The organism is Natrinema saccharevitans (assembly GCF_001953745.1).
Taxonomy (GTDB): Archaea; Halobacteriota; Halobacteria; order Halobacteriales; family Natrialbaceae; genus Natrinema; species Natrinema saccharevitans.
The window spans coordinates 1,958,723-1,978,132 of sequence record NZ_LWLN01000001.1 but is presented as its reverse complement, the minus strand read 5'-3'; the positions used below and the strand labels follow the sequence as shown (position 1 = coordinate 1,978,132).

15 protein-coding genes and 2 pseudogenes are annotated in these 19,410 nt (G+C 66.4%); 8 read left to right on the top strand and 9 right to left on the bottom strand.

Going from position 1 to position 19,410, the window contains the following annotated elements; all coding sequences use genetic code 11:
* Positions 1-115: 115 nt before the first annotated feature.
* The 4 genes from A6E15_RS10050 to A6E15_RS10035 form a co-directional block, all read right to left on the bottom strand.
* The gene (locus tag A6E15_RS10050) at positions 116-1,987 is read right to left on the bottom strand and encodes a formate/nitrite transporter family protein (protein WP_076145941.1); all 1,872 of its coding nucleotides are present in this window, start codon (positions 1,985-1,987) and stop codon (positions 116-118) included.
* A gap of 85 nt (positions 1,988-2,072) precedes the next feature.
* Positions 2,073-3,227 carry an ABC transporter permease gene (locus tag A6E15_RS10045; protein WP_076145939.1) on the bottom strand — a complete coding sequence of 385 codons (1,155 nt, stop codon included), beginning with the start codon at positions 3,225-3,227 and terminating at the stop codon, positions 2,073-2,075.
* Complete coding sequence (locus A6E15_RS10040; RefSeq protein WP_076145938.1) at positions 3,217-5,106, bottom strand: PrsW family glutamic-type intramembrane protease; 1,890 nt, start codon at positions 5,104-5,106, stop codon at positions 3,217-3,219. The genes A6E15_RS10045 and A6E15_RS10040 overlap by 11 nt, the downstream gene beginning before the upstream one ends.
* The gene (locus A6E15_RS10035) at positions 5,103-6,020 is read right to left on the bottom strand and encodes an ABC transporter ATP-binding protein (RefSeq protein WP_076145936.1); all 918 of its coding nucleotides are present in this window, start codon (positions 6,018-6,020) and stop codon (positions 5,103-5,105) included. Before A6E15_RS10035 ends, A6E15_RS10040 begins: the two co-directional genes overlap by 4 nt.
* Positions 6,021-6,139: 119 nt before the next feature.
* On the opposite strand from A6E15_RS10035, the gene A6E15_RS10030 reads away from it, so the two are divergent.
* Positions 6,140-6,559 (top strand): SRPBCC family protein, encoded by a 420-nt coding sequence (locus A6E15_RS10030; protein ID WP_076145935.1) that lies wholly within the window; start codon positions 6,140-6,142, stop codon positions 6,557-6,559.
* A 29-nt stretch (positions 6,560-6,588) separates the two neighbouring features.
* On the opposite strand, the pseudogene A6E15_RS21890 reads toward A6E15_RS10030, so the two are convergent.
* The 3 genes and pseudogenes from A6E15_RS21890 to A6E15_RS10015 all read right to left on the bottom strand — a co-directional run bounded on the left by A6E15_RS21890 (position 6,589) and on the right by A6E15_RS10015 (position 7,934).
* Positions 6,589-6,873 (bottom strand): annotated as a pseudogene (locus A6E15_RS21890) (type II toxin-antitoxin system RelE family toxin).
* A complete protein-coding gene (locus A6E15_RS10020; protein WP_076145933.1) occupies positions 6,863-7,159 on the bottom strand; it encodes a ribbon-helix-helix domain-containing protein in 297 nt (98 codons plus the stop codon). Before A6E15_RS10020 ends, A6E15_RS21890 begins: the two are co-directional and overlap by 11 nt.
* A 146-nt stretch (positions 7,160-7,305) precedes the next feature.
* Positions 7,306-7,934: pseudogene (locus A6E15_RS10015) on the bottom strand (flavin reductase family protein).
* A gap of 123 nt (positions 7,935-8,057) precedes the next feature.
* On the opposite strand from A6E15_RS10015, the gene A6E15_RS10010 reads away from it, so the two are divergent.
* Entirely contained in the window at positions 8,058-8,408 is a 351-nt protein-coding gene (locus A6E15_RS10010) for a winged helix-turn-helix transcriptional regulator (RefSeq protein ID WP_076145931.1), read from the top strand.
* Between the two features lie 39 nt (positions 8,409-8,447).
* On the opposite strand, the gene A6E15_RS10005 is transcribed toward A6E15_RS10010, so the two are convergent.
* Both A6E15_RS10005 and A6E15_RS10000 read right to left on the bottom strand, forming a co-directional pair.
* Positions 8,448-8,894 (bottom strand): UPF0179 family protein, encoded by a 447-nt coding sequence (locus A6E15_RS10005; RefSeq protein WP_076145930.1) that lies wholly within the window; start codon positions 8,892-8,894, stop codon positions 8,448-8,450.
* An 85-nt stretch (positions 8,895-8,979) separates the two neighbouring features.
* Positions 8,980-9,411 (bottom strand): DUF5820 family protein, encoded by a 432-nt coding sequence (locus A6E15_RS10000; RefSeq protein WP_076145928.1) that lies wholly within the window; start codon positions 9,409-9,411, stop codon positions 8,980-8,982.
* Between the two features lie 581 nt (positions 9,412-9,992).
* On the opposite strand from A6E15_RS10000, the gene A6E15_RS09990 reads away from it, so the two are divergent.
* From A6E15_RS09990 to A6E15_RS09965, 6 genes are all read left to right on the top strand, one after another.
* On the top strand, positions 9,993-12,065 hold the full coding sequence (locus tag A6E15_RS09990; RefSeq protein ID WP_076145926.1) for a PrkA family serine protein kinase: 2,073 nt from the start codon (positions 9,993-9,995) through the stop codon (positions 12,063-12,065).
* 1 nt (position 12,066) lies between these two features.
* Positions 12,067-14,358: a PrkA family serine protein kinase gene (locus A6E15_RS09985; protein WP_076145925.1), complete on the top strand. Its 2,292-nt coding sequence runs from the start codon at positions 12,067-12,069 to the stop codon at positions 14,356-14,358.
* Positions 14,349-15,677 (top strand): YeaH/YhbH family protein, encoded by a 1,329-nt coding sequence (locus A6E15_RS09980; protein ID WP_076145923.1) that lies wholly within the window; start codon positions 14,349-14,351, stop codon positions 15,675-15,677. The genes A6E15_RS09985 and A6E15_RS09980 overlap by 10 nt, the downstream gene beginning before the upstream one ends.
* Positions 15,670-17,697: a SpoVR family protein gene (locus A6E15_RS09975; protein WP_076145921.1), complete on the top strand. Its 2,028-nt coding sequence runs from the start codon at positions 15,670-15,672 to the stop codon at positions 17,695-17,697. The genes A6E15_RS09980 and A6E15_RS09975 overlap by 8 nt, the downstream gene beginning before the upstream one ends.
* A gap of 147 nt (positions 17,698-17,844) precedes the next feature.
* A complete protein-coding gene (locus A6E15_RS09970) occupies positions 17,845-18,867 on the top strand; it encodes a HEAT repeat domain-containing protein (protein WP_076145920.1) in 1,023 nt (340 codons plus the stop codon).
* A gap of 50 nt (positions 18,868-18,917) precedes the next feature.
* Positions 18,918-19,319 carry a secondary thiamine-phosphate synthase enzyme YjbQ gene (locus A6E15_RS09965; RefSeq protein WP_076145918.1) on the top strand — a complete coding sequence of 134 codons (402 nt, stop codon included), beginning with the start codon at positions 18,918-18,920 and terminating at the stop codon, positions 19,317-19,319.
* The last annotated feature ends 91 nt before the right edge of the window (positions 19,320-19,410 follow it).

Sequence of the window (19,410 nt, the reverse complement as noted above, 5' to 3'; positions counted from 1 at the left end):
ACATCACGTGGCAGCGTCGTTTTCAGCGGCGAAATCGTCACCGACCGAGCGCCGCTGGCGGCCGAACACGGCGATCGAGCGACGGATCAGCGGCGAGCGTCGGCGTCGCGGTCAGCTACCAGTGCCCGAACAGCCGCTGGATGACAGTGCGGTCGCTGGGCCGTTCGGCCAACAGGACCGAGCTGTCGACCTCGTTGACGACGTCCATGTGCAGCGAGTCGCTCATCAGCCGCGAGATCACGCCCTCCTCGGTCGCGCCGATGAGGACGAGCGTGTGATCGCCGGCCTGTCGGCAGATCGCGCGTTCGACGTCGCCGGAGTCGTCGACGACGAACTCGGCGTCCTCGAGGTCGCGGTCGGCGGCCCACTCGGCGAGGAACTCCTCGCCGCGCTCCCGGTCCTCGGGGCCGGCGACGACGTGTTGCAGCGTGATCTCGGCATCGGATTGGTCCCGGAGCGTCCGCGCGACTTCGGCGCTCAGATCCGAGTCCGGGCCGCCGGCGGTCGGGAGCAGGATCCGGGAGGCGTCTAGGTCCCGATCCTTGAGGATGAGGAAGTCACAGGGGAGGTTGCTGGTCAGTTCGTCCATCCGGCCCTCGGCGCGACCCTGACCCCACGGCCGGTCGTCGCCCCAGCCGAGTACGACGAGGTCGGCCCGTTCCCGTTCCGCGGTGTCGAAGACGTCCTCGAACGAGCGATGCGAGACGACCGTCGACGTCTCGAAGTCGACGTCGTAGGAGGCCGCGCGCTGCCGGACGGTCTCCATGCGGTTCTCGGACTCGGAGACGATCCGTTCGGTCTGTCCCGCGCCGTACCGCATCGACGACCGACCCGGCATCTGGACGATGTGGACGGCGTGGACCGTCGCGTTCTCGTGCCCGCTGGCCAGCCGACAGGCCAGATCGACGATCGTCGACTCCGTTCGGGGGTTGGCGATCGGCACGAGGATCCGATAATCGCCGTTCTCGCTCGCGTGGGCCTCCGCGGTGTCGATCAGCGGCACGTACGAGCGACCGACGTAGCTGCCGAACAGCCACTCCCGGATCGAGAGTTGGCGGTCGGCCCCCTCGAATCGGGCCGACTCGAGGCGGTGTTCGCTGGTCTGGAAGTAGTTGACGACGGTGACGAGGACGATCCCGCCGATGGTATTCCCGAGTAGGACCGGGAGAACGAAGTCGGTCATGCCGACGAGAACGGCCAGTTCGCCGGCGAAGACCATGTACAGCATCTCGGTAAAGGAGACGACGACGTGGAACAGGTCGCCAAGCGGGATCGCGAGGAAGGCCATGTAGACGACGACAAGCCGCGAGATCGTATCCTGAGAGGCGTAGACGATCCAGACGACGCCGGCGACGATCAGGCCAGCGAAGGCCGCCTTCGAGAACAGCGTCCACCACGGCGTCTCGACGCCGTGTCGCGCGAGGTCCATCGCCGCGGCTGCCGAATCGTCGTCGAAGACGCCGCCGTAGGAGAGCGCGAGCGCGCCGAGCGCGCCGCCGGCGAAGTTGCCCGCGAGGACGATCGACCAGTGGCGAAGCAAGGCGGGGATGCTGGCCAGTCGCTCGAGGGCCAACGTGACCGGCGGCACTGTGTTCTCCGTGTAGAGCTGGTAGCCGCCGATGATGATGTAGATAAAGCCGAGCGGATACAACAGTTTGCTCAGTATCGGATGGCCGTCGGTCGACGCCGTCAGCGTGGCATACAGCAGGAACGTGATCGTGATGGAGAAGCCGGCCGCGAGGCCGCTGAAGAACAGTTCCCGCCCCCCCGAGGTGACCTCCTCGTCGGCGGCCGCGACGATCCGCTGGAAGATCTCGTCGGAGGAGAACCGGTCGCGCACGACCGCACCGACGGCCGGAGCCCCACTTCTGGACCGTTCGACCGCCCGGCGGACCTGCTCTTGCTCCGACGAGTCGTCGGTCCTCTGTCCCCTGCCGGGCGGCTCTCGGTTCGGCCGTTGCCGATCGGGAGGGTTCGAATCACTCATTACCGCATACGCATTCGGGAAGCGACTAATCGTTTCGCATCTCTCACCGGTGCCGTCGGACGGGACCGGCGATTGACTCCGTTGATCAGAGCGACTCCGGCTCGAGGCGGCCGACGCCGCGTTGCAGCGCCACGAACGCGGCGATCGCGAGCAGGCAGTAGCCGGCGAGCAGCCCCCACGTGGTCGTCGTCGGATTGCCGATCGCGAACTTCGCGACGGTGTTTGCGGGGTGTTCCGGGAGGACCGTCGCGACGACCAGCGCGCCGACGGTGGCCATGGAGTAGAGCAGTTGCGCCTGCCGCCTGTCGGGTGCCCACAGCGCGACCGCGACGCCGCCGGTCACCACGAGCAGGGACAGCGCGGCGACCAGCACGACGAGCGCGACGGGGCCGGCGATCGCCGTCCCGTTGACGGCGAGCAACGCCAGCCAGGCGATCGCCTGCAGCGGTGCCAGCGCCGCGATCGCGAGGAGTTTCGCGTCGATCACCTCGGCGAGCGACGGCGGCGCGACCCGGAGCAACTCGAGGGTGCCCCGCTGGCGCTCCTCGATCAGCGAGTCGACGGCGATCGAGCCGCTGATGAACACCGGCAGGAAGCAAAGCAGCGGCACCAGGATCGTGTAGGTAAAGCCGACGTACGGGCTGGCCTCGATCTCGCTCGGCACGGGGACCGGCGAGCGCTCGAGGCGGCCGGCGTCGGCGTTTCGCTGGCGCTCGACGCGTTCGACCTGCTGGAGGGTGTCCCGCAACTGGACCACGAGCAGGGTCGTCCGAATCCCCTCCTCCGGGGCCGTCACCCTGACGCTGAGCCGGCCGTCGTCGTTCCTGTTGGCGTCGAGAACGGCCGAAACCGAGCCGGAGTCGAACGCCTCGTAGGCCGTCCCGCGGTCGTCGAACCGCTGGGCGGTGACGCCGTCGCGGTCGTTCGCGACCGACAGCAGCGTCTCGGTGTCGTCGCCGGTGACCGCGACGTCCATTTCGTAGCCGTCGACGGCACCGGGATCGTACAGCGAGACGAGTCCGACGACCAGAAACGACGAAAAGGCCGCAATGAACAGTTGAATCGCCAGCGCCAGGATAATCGTCTTCTCGGAGCGCAGCGAGGCCAGTTCGCGACGGGCGATCGCCCACCGGGCCCGCCGGCTCGAGCCGGTGTCGACCCCATCGTCGGCCCGCGTCGGCGGGTTCGGGCCGCGCGGGTCCGCGTCCCGGTCCCGACCGGAATCGTCGTCACGCGACAAGGGTCAACACCCCCAGGTTGTACGCGACGTGAACGAGCGTCGCCGCGAGGAAGCCGACGGCGTAGCCCGTCCGCCCGCGGCTGGCCCCGACGGCCGAGGGGACCGCCGCCACGACGTGCAGGGCGAGCGGCGCGAGGAACACGACCGCGAGCAGCAGCGGGTCGCTCGAGACGGCCGGGCCGAAGGCGGCCGTCCCGACCGGCAGGTCCGGGAGGCCGACGAACTGGACGACGTGCGTGACCTTCTCGCCGAGGAAGAAGCCGGTCCCCGAGAACGCACCGAGGACGACGGCGGTACGCAGGGTGGCGTCGAACCGCGAGCGGGCGAAGCCGGCGTAGACGCCGACGCTCTTGGCGAGTTCCTCGATCGCCGCGGCGGCAACAACCATGGCCGGTATCGCGACGGTCTCGGGGACGGCAAACAGCAGCGCGACCGAGAGGAGTTGGCCGACGAAGACGAAGGGGATAAAGAGGATCGACAGCAAGGCGACGCTCCGGCGGCCGCGGAGTCGGTTCGCGACCGCGTCGAGAACCTTCGCCGGGATCGGCTTCTGGGCGAACATGTCCTCCTCGCGGTAGACGCCGACCCCGAGCAGGAACAGCACCGCCGCACTCAGGTAGAACGGTCCCGTCGAGAACAGATACTCGCCGAGCCGAACCGACTCGTTCTGTAAGTCCATCACGATCAGCGTCAGCGGAGAGATCAGCGCGATCGGGTTCGAGTCGGTGAAGATCGCCGGCACGAACGTGTACGTCGTCAGGAAGACGCTTATCGTGACCGTCACGAACGTGAGTTCCTTGAACGAGCGGGCGAACATCGCGCCGGTAAACGACGCCGCCAGGAAAAGCAGGGCGATCGGGACGGCCGCGGCGACCGCGAGCTGGCTCCCGCGGACACCGACCGTGATCGCGACGACGATCCCGACGAGTCCGAGCAGATACGGCAGTGTCTTGCCCACGACGATCTCGCGGCTCGAGGCCGGCGATACCAGGAGGAGTTCGCCGCGGCGGTTGACCCGCTCGTCCATGATCGTACTCCCGTAGGCCTGAATTACGAAGTTCATCGGCACGACGAACAGGAAAGCGAGCACGAGCGAGTCGAAGGGGAACGGCGGCGCGAGCGAGCCTGGCGTCCCCGGCGCGCTCGAGGCTCCCGAATCGCCGCCGACGTTTGGCACCTGTAGGCGGTCGTCGCTGCCGCCTTCCGTACCGCCGTCGACGTCGTCGGTCGCGGGCTCGTCCCCGTCGCTGTCGTTCCCGCCGCCGTCGGATCCGCCGCCATCCCCGTTCGTCCCGTCGGCGGTTCCGTCCCCGTCACCGCTCGTCCCGCCCGCGGTCGTCCCGCCGAGGTCGCGGTCCTGATACTCGAGGGAGACGAGGACCGGGTAGGCCGCCGCCCGGTCCGACTCCCGATCCATCAGGTTCGCGTTGTACGTCTCCACGGCGCTCCGGAACCCGTCGTAGGCCGCCTCGCCGTTCGGGCCGTCGTGGGCGATCCGACCATCTCTGGTCACCACCACGTCGACGGTCGCGTCCTCCCGAAGCGCGATAGTGTCGGCGTTCCCATCACCGGATTCGGCCACGACGTCTCCCAGTGGAACCGGGCGGAACTGCTCGCTCCCGACCGCGACGTCGTGGTACCGACTGTCCTCGGCGACGCCGACGACGTAGATCTCGCGCTCGAGGCCCAGCCCCTCGTCGGCGACCGAGAGGCCGGCGGTCCCGGCCGCGAGGACCAACACGACGAGCGCGACCGCCGTCTTCCGGTCGACGGTACCCGCGCTGGAGGTGACCTCCCAGCGGGCGATCCGGCCCGTGCGTGCGATGGATTCGCGGAGCCGTCCGAGTCGCTCGACGAGCGCGTGGCGGCCGTCGCTCACGCCTCCGTCTCCTCCGGTTCGCTGGCCACCTCGAGGAAGATCTCCTCGAGGCTCGGGGTCTTCGTCTGGATGTCGGTCACGCGGCCGCCGCCGGCCTCGACGGCCTCGCGAACGGCCTCGACGGCGGCCATGTCGGGGACGACGTGGCGGACCTGGCCGTTCTCCTCGGTGGCCGCGATCGGCGAGTCGGCGGCCGCCGGCCCGTCGCTACCGTCGGCCGTCGCGTAGACGTGGTACTCGGTACCGCCGTGGGCCTCGCGGATCGCCTCGAGCGTACCGCGGGCGACGATCCGGCCGTCGTTCATGATGATGAGCCGGTCGCAGATGCTCTCGACGTGAAAGAGGTTGTGCGCGCTGAAGACGATCGTCTTCCCCTCGTCGCTTAGCTCCCGAGTGAACTCGATGATGTAGTTGGTCGTCAGCGGGTCCAGTCCCGAGGCGGGCTCGTCGAAGATCAACACGTCGGGGTCGTTCACGAGGGCGCGAGCGATCGCGACCTTCCGCTGCATCCCCTTGGACATGTTGCCGATCCGTCGCTCCCGGTGTTCGAGATCGAGCCGGTCCAGCGTGTCGTGGATCCGCTCGGCGGCCGCGTCCGCGGGCACGTCGTAGAGGTCCGCGAAGAACTCGAGGTAGCCGACGGCGGTCATCTCCTCGTAGAGCGGGGACTCCTCGGGGAGGAAGCCGAGTCGGCGCTGCATCTCGCGCTCACCCGGGGTGTGGCCGGCGACGACGGCGGTGCCGGCCGTGGGTTCGATCAGCCCGGCCAGCATCTTCAGCGTCGTCGTCTTGCCCGCGCCGTTGGGACCGACGACGCCGAAGACCTCGCCGCGTTCGATGTCGAAGGAACTGCCCTCGACGGCGACGAAGCCGCCGTACTCCTTCCGGAGGTCGTCCACTTCGAGTATCGCCATTCGTTACGCCGACGGAGGGGGCCGCCCCAGTAAAGTCTAGTGGCTGGCGACAGTCAGGTCCGACACCAGGTCGGCGAACCGTCCGAACTCCCATTGTCGTCGACGACGTAGAACCACCAATGACTCGAGTCCGAACCGCGACGACGCCGGACGGCCGCCGCCTCGAGGTGTCACACGTCCTCTCGGTCCCCGCGGCCGAGGCCTGGGACGTCCTCGTCGACACGACCCGCTGGCCGGAGTGGTCGCCGCTGGTCAACGGCGTCGAGGCGACCGACCGGCGACTCCGCCCCGACACGAGGGGACGGCTCCGCGTGCCGGGCGCGTGGGTACCGTTTCGAATCACGTCGCGTACGGAACGGCGCTGGACCTGGCGCGTGACCGGGATTCCCGCCGCCGGACACCGCGTCGATGACCTCGGCGAACGGCGGTGTCGGATCGCGTTCGAACTCCCCGTCCACGCCGCGGGGACGGTTCCCGTCTATCTGCGGGCGCTGGAGAACCTCGAGACGCTGCTCGAGGACGAACGGACCGCTCACTAGTACGAGCAGGACAGACCGTCCGCCGATACTCAATCGTCGGCGGTGTACGCGCCGCTGCGGTGTTCGATCCGGTGTACTTCGAGGACCCCCTCTCCACGATCGAGGACGCAAGCGAGGCGATACTGCCCGACTCGGAGTTTGGAGAACGGACCGCCGGTCAACGGTTCGAGGAAGTCGTCCGGCGTCCGTCACGCCGAATCCACGACATCGTCGAGTTTCGAAACGATACGGTCCTGGACGCGTGACTCGAGTCCGTCGAACTGGTCGGCGGCTCGCGGGGTAAACTTCCTGGTCCAGTCGTCGTTACTCGGCATCCTCGTCCCGCCCCATCATTTCTACGACGTCCTCTCGAGAAACTAACTCCGCGCTTCCCGACCGAAGTTCGTGTTCGCTCGCCGCGATCTGTTTCCACCCTTCCCGTGAGAACTCGGGGTGTTTCACCGCATCGCGAGCCGCATACCGAAGGAACTCGCTCCGAGAGTTGAATCCCTGTTCTTTCCACGTCGTATCGATGTCCTCGAGGAACGCCTCGCTCAGCCGGAGATTGATCTGCACCGTGTTCGGCCCGTTATCCCCGGCCCCGGTATCAGCGTTCGACATACACGAATGCTTTACGTACGTGTGGATATATCCTCTCCCTCTTCGTCGTCCGTGTTCGGTCCGGCTGTAGATTCGGAGTCGAGACCGAGACGCTTACCGAACGGTGGTCGCGGTACCTGAGAGAAAAGTTACTACTGAATACTCGGTTATGGCGGCCGTTCGAGCGAGAACCGATCCCCGGTTCGGGCGTACCGGCTCCCCGCCAGCCGGCCGAGGGCGTCGATCTCGTCGACGTCGATCTTCCCGTCGGTCGTCACCGACTCTTTCAGGTGAACGTGTTCGACTTCGCCCAGTACGAGCGTCGAGCCGCCGACGTCGACGAGGTCGTGGAGGTACACTCGAATGCGACCTTCGCGCCCGCGACCCGCGGCACGTCGACCGCGCTCGAGGCGGCGCGCTCGAGGCCGGCGTGGTCGAACTCGCTTTCCGCGGCCGGCAGCGTGGCGCTGGTCTCGTTCATCGCTTCGGCGAGGTCCTCCGTGACGAGATTGACGACGAACTCGCCGGTGTCGCGGGCGTTCCGGGGCGTGTCCTTGAACCCGTCGGCCCCGTCGACCGGCGCGAACAGCAAGACCGGCGGATCGACCGACGCCACGGTGAAGAAACTGTACGGCGCGAGGTTGTCGACGCCGTCCCCGTCCGTGGTACTCACCCACGCGATCGGCCGCGGGACGACCGCACTCGAGAGGATTCGGTACAGCGAGCCGTCGTGGTCGGTAGCGTCGATCTCGAGGGCCGCGGAATCGTCGCCCCCGGCCGTTCCGTCGTCGGTCATCGCCGTCTCACCCGTCGGGTCGGCGTCGGCGCTGCCGATAGCCGCGCGCAATCGACTAACACAATGATACCCGATTCGGATCCGAACTACTAAAACGGTTCGCGACGTAGTCGTCGATACTCGATGGCATCTCAACGACCTGAAACCCGCGAAGAGGACGATAGCGCCTGTCCCGTGATCGCCTCCCTCGAGCAGATCGGCTCCCAGTGGCGACTGGCGGTACTCCACGAGCTACTGGACGGCGAACAGCGCTTCAACGAACTCAAGCGCTCGACGGGCGCGAACGCCCGCACCCTCTCGCGGGTCCTCGACGATCTGGGGGAGATGGGCTTCGTCGAACGACGCATCGAAGAGGACGCCCCCGTCGCCACCTTCTACAGCCTCACCGACAAGGGCGAGTCCCTCGAGCCGGTCTTCAGCGAGATCGAGTGCTGGGCGGGCAGCTGGCTCGAGGAGAGCGCGCTCGAGGCGTAGGTCCGGACGGCGAGGGCAGCGCGGCGGTTTTCGACGCGATCACTCGTTGGTCTCGAGTTCGACCAGCTCGAGCGACCGATCGAGGTGACAGACCTCGTGTGGCGGCTCGCCGACGATCTCGGCGATGCGGTACTCCTCGTCGAACGAGACGCCGTCGGGGTCGCAGTACTCGTGGCTCGGACACTCGACGTAGGGACAGGGGCCGGGGAGGCTGGTCTTGCTGCCGGCGAAGGCGCCCTTCGTCGTGATGTTCGCGCGCACGGAGACCGGCTCGACCTCGACCGCCCGAACCCCGCCGTCGTGCATGGCACACTCGAGCGTCTGGGCGTTCTCGCGGATCGACGTGATCTGGTACTTGGTCCCGGGTGAGAGATTGAGACATTGACTCCGGTACGGACAACCGGCACAGGCGTCGGCTTCGCCCTCGTAGATGAACTCGGTCCCCGGCTCGGTCAGCCGGGACCCGACGAGCGTAACGGTCGACATAGTAACCGATAGTTGCCACTGGCGGTTAAGGGTCACGTCCCGAAGCGGCCGCGACGGCCCGGTTGCTCACCGCCTCGAGAGCTGTTCAGTCTCCGCCCCCGTCGCCGGTGAGGTCGTCGAGTCGCTCGAAGTACTCCTCGCGGGGAACCTGATACAGGTCGCGGTAGTCGATCTCGCCGTCGTCGAACCGCCGGGCGAGTTCGATCGTTTTCTCGAGGGCGGCTTCCCGGGTCGGGTACCGCAGCGTCTCGTCCAGCGAGACGTCGGGCTCGAGATAGAGCGTGACGAACCAGTCCGCGGTGTCGGCGGTGTCGCCGGGGTGAACGCCGGGCCGTCGGGTTCGCTTGCCGTGGGTGAGATACAGCGTCGGCAGACACGCCGCGGGAAAGTCCGCGGCGTCGAAGACGTCCGGTCGGTACGCCAGGACGAGCCGGCCGTCCTCGCCCCGACTCCAGACCTGCCAGGCCTCGGGGAGTCGCGAGTCGATACCCCCGTCGTCAGCGGCCGAATCCGACATGGCTTCCGGTAGGGACCCCGCCCCTAAATCCCCGTCGTCGCGGTGGCCGGGAGTGCGGGTGACCCGGTGAATCGACGCGACCGCGAGCTGGCGCGCGCGAGCCCACGCTGCCTGTGCAGGCTGGCAACTTATGTCGCAATCGTCCGAATGTGGTGTATGATACCTATGCCCAATATATGTTTCTGGTAAAAATCGCGCGGAAAGAGGTTCTGACAAATACCTTTTGGGGCTAAGGTTAAGTAGCTGGATTACTCACTCATTAAATACTATCGGTATCCGATCGCCGGATCGATCCACTCCGCGCCCGTCCCCGGCGCACCGTTGCTCGACCCCCACACGGTGTTGCACAACGAAGAGTGATGATAGGTGACAAATGACACGCTACGACGCCGCCCACGAACGGAGTACGCTCCCCGAGCGTCCCTCGAGGAGCCCGACGAGTTCGACGCTCGCGTCGGGTACAGCGAGGCGACGGATTCCGACGGTTCGGCCGCGAGACGCCTCGGCTGGTCGAAGACGTCCGCTTGCGCTCCGCGCGATCACGGACGACCGCGAACGGGGGGACCCCACTCAACGATACCATGACCGGTGACATCGAGACACTCGAGCAGCTCAGTACCGATTACAAAGAGTCGATGCCCGCGGACCTGCGGGAGACCAAGTCCTTCGACTGGTACCTCGAGGAGGTGTACGAAGACCCGAAGGTGGCCCGCAACGCCCATCAGCGCGTCGCGGACATGTTCGACTACTACGGCACCACCTACGACGAGACCGAAGGGATGGTCGAGTACCAACTCGCCAGCGAGGATCCGCTCGGTGGCGGCGAGAACACCTTCTACGGGAAGGTGATCCACCAGTCGATCCACGAGTTCGTCAACAAGGTCAAATCGGGTGCCCGCCGGCTCGGGCCGGAACGGCGGATCAAGCTCCTGCTGGGGCCGGTCGGCTCCGGGAAGTCCCACTTCGACAAGCAGGTCCGGCGGTACTTCGAGGACTACACGCTCCGCGAGGACGGCCGGATGTACACCTTCCGGTGGACGAACCTCTGTGACGTGATTCAAGACCAGGACCCGGCCGACGACACGGTCCGGTCCCCGATGAACCAGGACCCGCTCGTCCTCCTGCCGCTCGAGCAGCGCCAGCGGGTCATCGACGACCTCAACGAGAACCTCGATGCCCCCTACACCATCCAGAACGAGCAGGCGCTCGATCCCGAGAGCGAGTTTTACATGGACAAACTGCTGGCGTACTACGAGGACGACCTCCAGCAGGTCCTCGAAAACCACGTCGAGATCGTCCGCTTCGTCGCCGACGAGAACAAGCGACAGGGCCTCGAGACCTTCGAGCCCAAGGACAAGAAGAACCAGGACGAGACCGAACTCACCGGCGACGTCAACTACTCGAAGATCGCCATCTACGGCGAGAGCGACCCGCGCGCGTTCGACTACTCGGGTGCCTTCTGTAACGCGAACCGCGGTATCTTCAGCGGCGAGGAACTGCTCAAACTCCAGCGGGAGTTCCTCTACGACTTCCTCCACGCGACCCAGGAGCAGACGATCAAGCCCAAGAACAACCCCCGGATCGACATCGACCAGGTGATCGTCGGCCGGACGAACATGCCCGAGTACAAGGACAAGAAAGGCGACGAGAAGATGGAGGCCTTCAACGACCGCACCAAGCGGATCGACTTCCCCTACGTCCTCTCCTACGAGGACGAGGCCAGCATCTACGAGAAGATGCTGAACAACGCCGACGTTCCCGACATCAACGTCGAGCCACACACGTTGGAGATGGCGGGCCTGTTCGGCGTCCTCACGCGGATCGAAGATCCCGACACCGAGACCGTCGGGCTGCTCTCGAAGGCCAAGGCCTACAACGGCGAGATCGACGAGGGCGACGACATCGACACCAAGAAGCTCCGCGAGGAAGCCGAGCAGAAGGCCGAGATCGGCGAGGGCATGGTCGGGGTCTCGCCGCGTTTTATCGGCGACGAGATCGCCGAGGCGATCATGGACTCCAAACACCGCCAGCGCGGGTTCCTCTCGCCGCTGACCGTCTTCAACTTCTTCGAGGAGAACTTAGAGCACCACGGTTCCATCCCCGAGGACAACTTCGAGCAGTACTACCGCTACCTCGAGACGGTCCGCGAGGAGTACAAGGAACGGGCCATCGAGGACGTCCGCCACGCGCTGGCCTACGACATCGACGAGATCCAGCGCCAGGGCGAGAAGTACATGGACCACGTGATGGCCTACATCGACGACGACACCATCGAGGACGAGTTGACGGGCCGCGAGCAGGAACCCGACGAGACGTTCCTGCGGTCGGTCGAGGAGAAACTCGACATCCCCGAGGACCGCAAGGAGGACTTCCGACAGGAGGTCTCGAACTGGGTCTCGCGGCGCGCTCGCGAAGGCGAGGCGTTCAATCCCCAGGACAACGAGCGCCTGCGCCGCGCCCTGGAACGCAAGCTCTGGGAGGACAAGAAACACAACATCAACTTCTCCGCGCTGGTGTCGGCCAACGAGTTCGACGACGACGAACGCTCCGCGTGGATCGACGCGCTGATCGAACAGGGCTACTCCGAAGGCGGCGCGAAGGAGGTCCTCGAGTTCGCCGGCGCGGAGGTCGCCAAGACCGAGATGGAAGACTAACATGACCGGCAACGAGTACGTCACCGAGGCCGACCGCGCCCTCGAGGAGACCTACGAGGAGCCGATGAGCCTCGCGGCGTACGTCGATCGGCTCTTCGAGAACCCACAGATCGCCTCCCACGCCTCGAAGTACCTCCTCGAGGCGATCGAGGCCGCCGGCACCCGCACGGTCGTCGAGGAGGGCGAGGAGAAAGAGCGCTATCGCTTCTTCGACGATCCGCACAACGACGGCGAACACGCCATTCTGGGCAACACGGAGGTCCTGAACGGGTTCGTCGACGACCTGCGATCGATCGCCGCGGGCCGGGCGAAAGACGAGAAGATCATCTGGTTCGAGGGGCCCACGGCGACGGGCAAGTCCGAACTCAAGCGGTGTCTGGTCAACGGACTGCGCGAGTACTCGAAGACGCCCGAGGGCCGGCGGTACACCGTCGAGTGGAACATCTCGACCGCCGAGAGCGGCGAGCGCGGACTGAGCTACGGCGACGACGCCGGCGCGAGCGCCGCGGACGAACAGAACTGGTACGAGAGCCCCGTTCAGACCCACCCGCTGTCGGTGTTCCCCGACGGCGTCCGAGAGGACCTGCTCGCCGAACTGAACGGCGAACTCGACGATCACGTCCCGATTCAGGTCGACGCGGCGCTCGATCCCTTCTCCCGGGAGGCCTACGACTTCCTCGAGGAGCGCTACCGCCGGACGGGCGAAGACGACCTGTTCTCGGCGATCACCGACGAGGACCACCTGCGCGTGAAAAACTACGTCGTCGACATCGGACAGGGCGTCGGCGTCCTCCACTCCGAAGACGACGGCCGACCCAAGGAACGGCTCGTCGGCTCGTGGATGCACGGCATGCTCCAGGAACTGGACTCGCGGGGCCGGAAGAACCCGCAGGCGTTTAGCTACGACGGCGTCCTCTCGCAGGGCAACGGCGCCCTCACCGTCGTCGAGGACGCGGCCCAGCACGCCGACCTCCTCCAGAAGCTGCTGAACGTCCCCGACGAGCAATCGGTGAAACTGGACAAGGGCATCGGGATGGACGTCGACAGCCAACTGCTGATCATCTCCAACCCCGACCTCGAGGCCCAGCTCAACCAGCACTCGGATCGGAACGGGATGGATCCGCTGAAGGCGCTGAAACGCCGCCTCGACAAGCACCGATTCGGCTACCTGACGAACCTGAGCCTCGAGACGGAGCTGATCCGGCGGGAACTGACCAACGAGACGGCGGTCTGGGAGGCCGAGAGCTACGACGAACTCGCCGACCGGATCCGCGCGCCGGTGCGGGTGACGATCAAGGGCCGCGACGGCGAGACGCGGGTCCAGGAGTTCGCGCCCCACGCCATCGAGGCGGCCGCGCTGTACGCCGTCGTCACGCGACTGGACGAGGAGAACCTCCCGAACGGGCTCGACCTCGTCGACAAGGCGCTGATCTACGATCAGGGGTACCTGCAGGAGGGCGACAGCCGCCGCGAAAAGGATGAGTTCGACTTCGACGACGACGGGAACGACGGCGATCACGGCATCCCGGTCACGTACACGCGGGACACGCTCGCGGAACTGCTCCAGACCGACCGCGACCGCCACCACGCCGACCTCCCGGTCGAGAACGTGGTCATGCCACGGGACGTCCTCAACGCGATGGTCGAGGGGATGGTCGACGCGCCGGTGTTCTCGACGGGCGAGCGCTCCGAGTTCGAGAACCGCGTCGTCCCCGTGAAAAACTACGTCTACGACCAGCAGGAGTCGGACGTCATCGAGGCCATCATGTACGACAAACGCGTCGACGAGGAGACCGTCGCCGAGTACGTCGAACACGTCTACGCGTGGGAGACCGAGGAACCGCTGTACAACGACCGCGGCGAGCGGGTCGAGCCGGACCCGCTGAAGATGAAGCTCTTCGAGATCGAACAGCTCGGCCGGTTCTCCGAGAGCGAATACGACGGGAACCAGCCTCGCGAGAGCGTCCGGAACTTCCGCCGCGAGAAGGTCATCACCTCGCTGAACCGCCACGCGTGGGAACACCGCGACGAGGACTTCTCGGTCGAGGACGTCGACCTCACCGCGATCCCGGTGATCAAGACCGTCCTCGAGAGCCACGACTGGGACGACGTCGAGCGCACCTTCGAGGACTTCGATCCGCGACAGTGGAGCGACCCGCCGAGCGACACGCAGACGGCGGCAGTCAAGGCGAACACGATCGAAACCATGGTCGACCTCTTCGGCTACTCGGAGGCGTCGGCCGAGCTAACCAGCAGACACGTCATGGGACAGGTGAGTTACAGATGGGACTGAGAGACGACCTCGAGCGGTTCCGCGAGGTCGGCGAGGAACGGCGCGAAGACCTTGCCGACTTCATCCAGTACGGCGACCTCGCGGGGAGCGGCCCCGGCGAGATCAACATCCCGGTCAAGATCGTCTCGCTGCCGGAGTTCGAGTACGATCGGCGCGATCAGGGCGGGGTCGGCCAGGGCGAGGACGGCACCCCCGACGCCGGCCAGCCGGTCGGCCAGCCCCAGCCACAGCCGGGCGACGACGACGGCGACGACGGCGAACCCGGCGAGGACGGCGGCGACCACGAGTACTACGAGATGGACCCCGAGGAGTTCGCCGAGGAACTCGACGAGGAACTCGGACTCGACCTCGACCCCAAGGGCAAGACGGTCATCGAGGAGAAAGAAGGTCCGTTCACCGACCTCACGCGGACGGGCCCGAACAGCACGCTCGACTTCGAACGGATGTTCAAGGAGGGGTTAAAGCGCAAGCTGGCGATGGACTTCGACGAGGAGTTCCTGCGGGAACTGTGCAAGGTCGAGGGGATTTCGCCCCGCGAGGTCTTCGAGTGGGCCCGCGGCGAGAACCTCCCGGTGTCGATGGCCTGGATCGAAGAGGCCTACAGCGACGTGCCCGACGACGAGCGGGGCAAATGGGCCTCGATCGAGGAGGTCGAGGACAACGTCGAACGCGAGAGCGTCCAGCAGAAGATCCGCCGGGAAGGGATCCAACACGTCCCCTTCCGCCGCGAGGACGAGCGCTACCGTCACCCCGAGATCATCGAGGAGAAAGAGAAGAACGTCGTGGTCGTCAACATCCGCGACGTCTCCGGCTCGATGCGCGAGAAGAAACGCGAACTCGTCGAGCGCACCTTCACCCCGCTGGACTGGTACCTGCAGGGAAAGTACGACAACGCCGAGTTCGTCTACATCGCCCACGACGCCGACGCCTGGGCGGTCGAGCGCGACGAGTTCTTCGGCATCCGGTCGGGCGGCGGGACGAAGATCTCGAGCGCGTACGAACTCGCCCAGCAGCTCTTAGAGGAGTACCCCTGGAGCGACTGGAACCGCTACGTCTTCGCGGCGGGCGACTCCGAGAACTCCTCGAACGACACCGAGGAGCGGGTCATCCCGCTGATGGAGGAGATCCCGGCGAACCTCCACGCCTACGTGGAGACCCAGCCGTCGGGCAACGCGATCAACGCCACCCACGCCGAGGAACTCGAGCGTCACTTCGGCACCGACGCCGACGACGTCGCGGTGGCCTACGTCAACGACCAGTCGGACGTGACCGACGCGATCTACGACATCCTCTCGACGGAGGGTGAGACCGATGAGTAAACGCAATTCCAACGCGGACCGCTTCCGCAAACAGGCGATCGCGGGCGACCTCGAGGAACCGGTCTCCGAGGCCAGAAACCTCGCCGAGAAACTCGGCCTCGAGCCCTACCCCGTGAAGTACTGGATCATCGACTACGACGAGATGAACGAACTCATCGCCTACGGCGGGTTCCAGAGCCGATACCCCCACTGGCGGTGGGGCATGCAGTACGACAAGCAACAGAAGCAGGGTCAGTACGGCGGCGGGAAGGCCTTCGAGATCGTCAACAACGACAACCCGGCCCACGCCTTCCTGCAGGAGTCGAACACGCTCGCCGACCAGAAGGCGGTGATCACCCACGTCGAAGCCCACTCTGACTTCTTCGCGAACAACGACTGGTTCGGCATGTTCACGAGCGGCCGCGCCGACGAGGATCAAGTCAACGCCGCGGCCATGCTCGAACGACACGCCCGGGCCATCGACGAGTACATGGCCGACCCCGACATCGACCGCGCCGAGGTCGAGAAGTGGATCGACCACTGCCTGAGCCTCGAGGACAACATCGACCAACACCAAGTCTTCAGCCGCCGGCTCGACGTCGACGGGCCGGCCGCGGAGATCGACGAGGACCTCGCCGAGAAGCTGGACGAACTCGACCTCTCCGACGAGATCAAAGGGGAGGTGTTCGACGCGGAGTGGGTCGAGAAACTCGAGGACGAGGAGATAACGGGCAGCTTCCCCGAACAGCCCCAGAAGGACCTGCTGGCGTTCGTCCGCGAACACGGCAAGCAGTACGACGAGGAGGCCGGCCGCGGCGTCGAGATGGAAGACTGGCAACGCGACGTTCTCGATATGATGCGCGCGGAGGCCTACTACTTCGCCGCCCAGAAGATGACGAAGGTGATGAACGAGGGGTGGGCGAGTTACTGGGAGTCGACGATGATGACCGACGAGGCCTTCGCCGGCGACGACGAGTTCCTCAACTACGCCGACCACATGGCCAAAGTACTCGGAGCCGGCGGACTCAACCCTTACAGCCTCGGCATGGAACTCTGGGAGTACGTCGAGAACACGACCAACCGACGGGAGGTCCTCGAGGCCCTGCTGCGCGTCGAGGAGACCTCCTGGCGCAACCTGACCGACGTCGTCGACTTCGACGACGTCCTCGAGCGGCTCGAGCCGCCCGACGCCCTCGAGACCATCCTCCCCGACACGCTCGACCGACTCGAGGAGCTGCCCGACGAGTGGGTCGACCGGGAGGCGCTCGAGCGGGCTCGCGAGGGCGAGGTCGACGTCGAGAAGTATCCCTGGAAGGTCCTGACCTACGAGGGGCTAGCGCGACGGCACTACTCGCTGGTCAAGCGCCAGCACCGTGGCTTCCTCAAGCGGGTCAGTCAGAACGACCTCGAGCGGATCGGCCGCTATCTCTTCGACGACGCGCGGTACGACTCGGTCGACGAGGCGCTCGCGGATATCGACTACGCGGCCGGCTGGGACCGGCTGTTCGACGTCCGGGAGAGTCACAACGACGTGACCTTCCTGGACGAGTTCCTGACTCAGGAGTTCATCACGGAGAACAACTACTTCACCTACGAACACTCGCAGGCGACGGGGCAGTTCCACGTCGCCAGCGACGCCGCCGAAGACGTCAAGAAGAAACTGCTCCTGCAGTTCACCAACTTCGGGAAGCCGACGATCGCGGTCTACGACGGCAACTACAACAACGCCAACGAACTGCTGCTCGGCCACCAGTACAACGGCGTCATGCTCGATCTCGACCAGGCCAAGGAGACGTTGAAGCGGATCTTCGAGCTGTGGGGTCGGCCGGTGAACCTGCTGACGATCGTCAAGGAGATCGACGAACACGACATCGAGGTCGCGAAGCGGCGCAATCGCGAGCCAGAAGCCGAAGAGCAGGGCAAACTGATCCGGTACGACGGCCAGACGATGACGACCGAAGACGTCCCCTGGGAGGAGGTCGAACACCTCGCGGCCGACGACGTGGACTACGACACGAAGCCCGACGAGTGGCTGGCCTGAGACGGGCCGCTGTCGGACGACGACGGACCGGCAGCGCTCGAGCCGGCACCGGTTCCGAAGCTCGCCCGCAACGGCCCGTCGTCCGGCGAACGGGCGATCCCGTCGGCCAGAAGGCTTTTATCGACTTTCTCCGATGGGCCAGACACGATGGATGGGGATGGGGGCGAGGGCGTCGAGCCCCGGGGCCGGGGAGCCGCCGGGATCGACCTGCCAGCAGTCCTGACGCGACTCGACGGAGCGCCGAGCGAACAACGAGCGGCGGTCCGCCGGATCCGTACCGCGATCGACGAGCGAGACGGGGCGGCCGGCTGTGCCCCGACGGTACCGAAGCTCCGGTCGTTGCTCGAGCAGTCCGAGATCGACTTCCGCGGGACAGTCGCCGCCTGTCTCGCCGATCTGGCGGCCGAGGCACCGACCGACGTCGCGCCGTCGACCGGGTCGATCGTCGCCGTCGCCCGCGAGGCACCCGATCGGCCGATGACCGGCGAGTTGCTCCGGTGTCTCGCGGCCGTCGCGGCCGAGCGGCCCGATGTCGTCGTCGGTCACGCCGCGACGATCGCCGACGTCCTCGAGCGGCGATCGGGCTACGACACCGACGGCCTCGACGCGCTGGCCCACGTTTCTCGGATCGATCCGCCGGCGCTCGAGCCGGCGGTATCCGTGTTGAAAGGGGCGCTGTCGGCTGATCCGGCCGAGAACGGCCGGCCCGCACTGCGCGCGCTCGGGCGACTGGCACGGTCGGAGGGTGATCCCGGCTCGCTCGAATTCGTCTCCCACGCCGCGGCGCTCGTCGATCACGGGAACCCGGACGTCCGACACGAGGCGATCGGTTGCCTCGGCGACGTGGCTCACCACGACCCGACGGCTGTCGAATCGGTCACCGCGGAGCTGGGGGCGGCGCTTTCCTGTGACGATCCCGATACCCGGGCCGCGGCCGCGGTCACGATCGCCCGCATTGCTGCCCGAACCGAGGCCACGATCGGTCCGGTCCGCCGCCAGTTGCTCGCGTTGCTCGCCGACGACCACGCGCACGTCCGGGCGAACGCCTGCGTCGCACTGGGACACGGGGGCGTCGAGGCCGCCGAACCGCGACTCGCCGACCTCGCGAGCCGAGACCCGGCACCGAACGTCCGCGACCGGGCGTCGTGGGCCGCGGGCCAGTTGTCGTAGTCCGCGTCGGAACCGAAACCGAGCCCTTTCTCGCAGTCGTAGGCCCGTCCATGACGTTTACCGTCGAAACGGACGACCGGCTGACGACCGTCGACGTAACCGACGCGATCGCTGCGTCGGTCCCGGACGACTGCGAGTCGGGCACCTGTACGGCCTTCGTCGAACACACGACGGCCGCGCTCGTCGTCCAGGAGAACGAGCCGCGGCTCCGGGGCGACCTCGAGTCGTTCCTGGGGGACCTCGTGCCCGACTCGGGGCACGCACACGACGAATTAGATGGCAACGCGGACTCGCATCTCCGGGCGGGGCTGCTGGGCCCCGACGTGACGATTCCGGTCGCGGACGGCGAACCGGCGCTGGGGACCTGGCAGTCGGTGTTGCTCGTCGAGTGCGACGGGCCGCGAACGCGGACCGTCTCGGTGACGACGACCGAGGCCAATAGTAGCCACTGACAGCCATTGCACACCTGATCGTGCGATGTCGTCGCGATCAGTGTGTGAATCGTTTCAGTGGCTACTGTACCGTATCGGCGAGCGAGTCGGT